This is a genomic window from Streptomyces sp. MB09-02B, assembly GCF_033794485.1.
GTDB lineage: Bacteria > Actinomycetota > Actinomycetes > Streptomycetales > Streptomycetaceae > Streptomyces.
Genome location: NZ_JARGEE010000519.1, coordinates 1 through 5,654 on the forward strand (window position 1 = coordinate 1; position 5,654 = coordinate 5,654).

Annotated in this window: 2 protein-coding genes and 1 pseudogene; all 3 read right to left on the reverse strand. The window is 76.4% G+C overall.

Annotated elements, in window-relative coordinates; genetic code table 11:
- Positions 1–530, reverse strand: a pseudogene (locus P1P70_RS39555) (SWIM zinc finger family protein); the annotation flags it as partial.
- A complete protein-coding gene (locus P1P70_RS39560; protein ID WP_319246516.1) occupies positions 527–4,603 on the reverse strand; it encodes a DUF5682 family protein in 4,077 nt (1,358 codons plus the stop codon). The pseudogene P1P70_RS39555 and the gene P1P70_RS39560, both read right to left, overlap by 4 nt.
- Positions 4,600–5,654, reverse strand: a 1,055-nt coding sequence (locus P1P70_RS39565) for an AAA family ATPase (RefSeq protein WP_319246519.1), incomplete at its 5' end; no start/stop codon positions are given. The genes P1P70_RS39560 and P1P70_RS39565, both read right to left, overlap by 4 nt.

Sequence of the window (5,654 nt, forward strand, 5' to 3'; positions counted from 1 at the left end):
ACCGTGGGAGCCGCCGCGTCCCTCGAAGCGGACGGGTCCTCCGCGGCCGCGGCGGCCGCGGAGGACCCGTCCGCTTCGAGGGACGCGGCGGCTCCCACGGTCGCGCCGACCGTCGACGAGCTGTCCCCGCCGGCTGCTCGGTGGCCTCCGGTCGACGGGGCTCCACCCTCGCTTCCGTGGAGGTCCGCCGCCGCGCCGGACGGCCCGGTCTCCGGCTCGGCCGCGGCCATGTGCTCGGCGTCGGCCACCGGGCAGGCGCTCAGGACGGCGGCCCGGTGCAGACAGCGGGGGGCGAGCAGACAACTGCACACCGCCCCGTCGGTGTCGGTCACCGCGCCCGAAGGGCCGGGTGTCAGGGTGACCTCCGCGTCCTCGCCGCACCGGACGCGCAGGGCACCGCCGTCGACCGCGACGGGCAGGGCCGCGTACGTCTCGACAGCGGCGTCCAGTTTCTTGAGCAGCCTGGAGGTCAGGCTCTCGACGGCGGCGGCCACCACGTCGGGTGCCACCGGGGGCAGTTCGGCGTTCATCGGCTCTCTCCGCGGAGGCGGTCCCCCACCCAGCGGGCGAGGGCGAGGGGACTGAGGGCGGCGACCGGCATGCCGGCCGCGATGAGTTGCTGGGCGACGGGCACCGAGTAGCGCGGGGTGCCCGTGTCGTCGAGGGCGGCACAGCCCATCAGGTGCACCCCGGAACTCGCGAGGGCCCGTACCTCGCCCAGGAGCCCGCCCAGCGAGTAGCCCTCCTCGAAGTCGCTCACGACGACCACGAGGGTCCGGCTGGGCACCGTCACCAGGGAACGGGCGTGCGCGAGCCCCGCCGCGATGTGCGTGCCGCCGCCGACCCGGACCTCCAGCAGCAGCGACAACGGGTCGTCCACGCGGTCGGTCAGATCGATCACCTCGGTCGAGAACGCCAGGAAATGCGTCGACAGCGTGGGGACACCGCCCAGGACGGCCGCGGTCAGCGCCGACCAGATGACGGAGGCCTCCATCGACCCGGACACGTCGACGACCAGGATCAGCCGCCAGTCCGCCTCCTTGCGGGACCGGGTGCTGAACACCGGCCGCTCCGGTACGACCATGGTCCGGCCGTCCGCCGTACGGTGGGCGCTCGCCAGGTTGGCCCGCAGGGTGCGCGGCAGGTCGAGCCGGCCCCCCGGGCGGCGCGTGGGGCGCGGGGTGGCCAGGCCGGTGAGCGCGGGGCGCATCCGGGTGGCGAGCTCCTTGGCCAGTTCGTCGACGAGCCGCCGTACCAGCGGGCGCAGCCTGGCCAGTTGCTGTTCGGGCATTCCGCCGGCGAGGTTCAGCACGGAGGTCAGCAGATCGACCGAGGGGCGTACGGCCTTGGGGTCCAGCTCGGCCAGTACGTCCGTGCGGCCCCGGTCGGCGGCCCGCGCCAGCACCTCCTCACGGACTTCGGCGCCGAACAGCGCGTCCAACTCCTCGCCCCACTCCCGGGCCGTGGGGAACGACGCCTCCTGACCGCCGCCCTGACCCGGGCCGCCCCGGCCGAGGTCCGAGGAGCCCTCGCCCCGGCCGCTGCCGTACAACTCGTCGAGCGCGTGCGCGTAACGCCGGGCGTCCTGCGGCAGCCTCTCGCTCTCCCGGCCGAGGAGCAGCCGCCAGCGGTCGGTGGGGGAGAGGTGGAGCGGGGAGCCCGGCGCCCGGCCGTCGGAGCGGGGCGTGCCGGCGGGCACGGGAGCGCGGGTGGCCTCGGTCGCGGACCGGGCGTGGGTGGTGCCGGCCCGCACCGCGGCCTCGGGCGCCGTCCGGGCGACCGGGAGAGCGGTCGAGGGGCGCGGCCCTTCCTCGGCCGCCGGGGTCCGCGCGGCGGCGGTGCTCTCGGCGGGCCCCGCCGGGGCCGTACCGATCGGCAGCTGGAGGGAGGCGACCGCGGTCAGGCCCGCCGTGTCCGCCGCCGTCCACAGCGCGAGGAGTTCCGGGGAAGCGCTGAGGGACAGGTCGAGGCGGTCGCCGAGGCGTTCGGTGACCGTACCGAGCAGACGGTCGCGGCCGGCCGGGGTGAGCGTGTCGAAGCCGCCCCGCAGGGCGGGCAGCCGGTCCAGGAAGCCCTGGTCCGTCAGCGTGTCGATACGGTCGAGCAGCGGGTCCAGCGCGGTGGGCGCGGACTGGAGCAGCGGGGCCGCGCCGCTGAGCAGACCGCTGAGACGACGGGCGAGCGCGAGGCGGCCGTCGGGACCGGTGGCCGTGTCGATCCAGCCGGCCGCACGCGTCCCGACGGTGTCGGCGCCGTCGAGGTCGAGCAGGACCCGGGCGGCGAGGGCGGCCCCTTGGATCAGCGCGGAACCGGAGCGCGCGAGCGTGCCCAGGGCGTCGTCCATGCGCAGACCGAGGCGGTGTTCACCGGCCCGGGACGCCAGCGCCACGAGCGCGGCCGCGTCCTCCGGCTGGTCGCTTCCCGCGAGACCGGGCAGCGCGCGGACCGCCGCCTCCAGGAGGTCGACCGCCAGCTCGGCCGCCGCCGACCTGCCCTCGGGCGTGGTGCCGGGCAGATGGCCCCGCCGCAGCGCCTCCAACAGGTCGAGTCCTTCGAGCAGTTCGGGCAGGGTGGCCGAGGCCGGGAGCACGGCGGCGGCGTCCGCCAGCCGGTCGGCGACCAGCGCGGGCAGGTCGCAGCGGGCCGCCGCCCGGAGCCCGGCGAGGACCAGGGCGCAGGTGGGCCCGCCGTCGGCCGACTCCCGGCGGAAGGTCTCCCGCAGGGTGCCCTCGGCGGCCAGGGCCGCGGTCACACCCCGTATCCCGGCCAGGTCGAGCCGGACGGGGACCGCCGGGGACCAGGACACCCGCCACCGGGTGGTGAGCGCCGTGCCGTCGCCCGTGCCGGAGACCTCCACGGACTCGCCGTAGCCGGCACCGCACACGGCGAGGCGCTGGAGCAGGATCTCGCGGCGGCCGTCGAGGGCGGACCGGAGCGGGTCGAGCCGGAGCTCGCGCGAGGCGGGGTCCTCCGGGCCGGGCAGCCGCAGCGCGGCCACCTCCGCCTCCACGGACGGGCCGAGACCGGAACGCGGGGTGCCCGGCGCGGTCCGGCCCCGGTCGGTGCCGACCAGCACCACTTCGAGCGCCCGGGCGAGCGCCCGGCCACGGCCGAGCGGTTCGCCCTGGCCCATCACCGTCGTCAACGCCTCAAGGACCTCGCCCCGGCCGGGGGCCGCGAGCCCCCGGAGACTGGCCAGGTCGCCCGCCATCCGCAGGGTCTCGGCCGCCTCACCCGTGCCCGCGGTGTGCCCGGCCGCGCGCAACTCCCGGCACACATCGGTGATCGCCCGCGCTGCGGCGCCGTGCAGCAGCTCGGGGTCGCCCCCGGCCGTGAACACCGCCTGCTGCCAACGCGGGTCGCGGATGCCCGCCGGGTACCCGGAGCGGGAGTCCAGCAGGTCGAAGGCGTACGGGACGAGTGAGGTGACGACCGGCGGGTGCTCCCGGACGAGGCCCGCTCCCCGGGCCCCGGCAGCGATGCCGTCCGCCCCCGTTGCCGACGCCGCTGCCGACGCCGCACCACTCGTCCCGGCCGTCTCCTTGCCGGCGATTCCGACCGCCCCGTCCTGCGCGCAGGTCGGGGCGACGTCCGCGTCGGCCGTGTCCGTCAGCGCCGGGGCGTGGAACGCGCCGATCACGGCCGCGACTCGGCGTCCACCCGCCGCCGCGCGGGCGATCGTGTCACGCATGTGCGCCTCACGGGCCAGGTCCACCGGCGGCACGCCGCCCGCCGACTCGGCGTCGCTGCGCAACGCCCACCCCACACCGAGGGCCGCCCGACGGATCGCCTCGGGGGCGCAACCGGGAGCGAGCACCTCCACACACCGGTCCCACAGATCGTCACCGTCACGGCCGGTTCCGGCGGCGGTGAGCGCCGCCGCGAAGGCGGTGGGCGAGACGAGGGAAGTCCTAGGAGCGTCCCCGTCCGTCGTCGGGAGGTCCGTGTCGGTCGGCGCTGCTTCCGTGTCGGTCGTCGGGCCGCCCGTGTTCGTCGTCGGGGCTTCCGTCTCTGTCGGCGGCGAGTCCGTGCCCGTCGGCGAGGCGTTCGTGTCTGTCACCGGACGGCCCGTGTCTGTCACCGGACGGCCCGTGTCTGTCATCGGACGGCCCGTGTCTGTCATCGGACGGCCCGTGTCTGTCATCGGACGGCCCGTGTCTGTCATCGGACGGCCCGTGTCCGTCACCGGACGGCTCGTGTCCGGGCCGGGCTCTCCCGTGGTCGCTCCCGGTCGGTCCGTGCTCCACGCCGGATGGGACATCGGCAGGTCGCAGCAAACCGCCTCCTTCCCGCGCTCCCGGGCCCAGCGGAGGGCCGCGAGTTCGGGGGAGAAGTCGGCGAACGGGTAGAAGCCGAGGCGCCCGCCCTCGCTCGCCCCGGCCAGGGCGACCGGCGCGAGGGTGCCCGGGGCGGCGAGGTGGGGCAGCCAGTGCTGGAAGTCGGCCGGCAGCTCCACGCAGACGACATCCGCGCCGGAGGCGTCCAGCAGGGCGGGCACGGCTGCGGCGAGGGCCGGGCTGTGGTGCCGTACCCCCAGCAGGTACGGCGCCGCCGAGTCGGCGAGGACCGTGAGGGCGGCCCGCGGATCCTGAGTGGTCGTCACCGAAGGTTCTCCCGCAGGTCCCAGAGGCGGCGCCACATCGCCGAGCCGTCCTCGGCGCGGCGGCGCACCGGGCCGTCCCAGTAGCCGAGGAGCCGGGCGTGGTCGGCCGGGTCGTCCTTGCGGACCACGCCCAGCAGGTGCCCGGGGACGAGGTCGAGCGCGTCCCCGCCGGGCAGGTACGCGGTGGCCACCCCGAGCGAGGCCGCGACCGACACGGCCTCGGCGGTGGACATCACCGTGCCCGGACGCTCCACGTCCCAGCCCTCGGCGGAACGCCCCGCACGCAGGTCCCGGAAGACGGTGACCAGCACGTCGAGCACCGCGTCGTCCACGCCGAAGGCCGCGCCCGCCCGCTGCACCGCCGCCTCCGCCTGCCGCCGGACCAGGGCCGTCTCGGCGTCGACGTCGGCGATGGGATGGACGGTCTCGAAGTTGAAGCGGCGCTTGAGCGCGGCCGACATCTCCGAGACACCCCGGTCGCGGAGGTTGGCCGTGGCGATGACCGTGAACCCGGGCGCGGCCGCGACCTGGGCGTCGTCCGTGCCGGACAGCTCGGGCACGCTCACCCGGCGGTCGGACAGGATCGACACCAGGGCGTCCTGCACCTCGGGCAGACAGCGGGTGATCTCCTCGACCCGCGCCACCCGGCCGGAGCGCATCGCGCCGAGCACCGGCGAGTCGACCAGCGCCTGCGGGGTGGGGCCCTGGGCGAGCAGCAGGGCGTAGTTCCAGCCGTAGCGGAAGGCGTCCTCGGTGGTGCCGGCGGTGCCCTGCACGGTGAGCGCGCTGGTGCCGCACACGGCGGCCGACAGCAGCTCGGAGAGCATCGACTTGGCTGTTCCGGGTTCGCCGACGAGCAGCAGGCCGCGCTCACCGGCGAGGGTGACCACGCACCGCTCGACCAGAGCGCGTTCGCCGACGAACTTGGGCGCGATCACCAGCTTGTCCGGCAGCGTCTCGTGCGGCTTAGGCAGCTTCAGGGTCTCGCCGCCGCTGCCGCAGACGAAGGTGACCACGGAACGCGGGGTCAGGCGCCAGCCGGGCGGGCGGG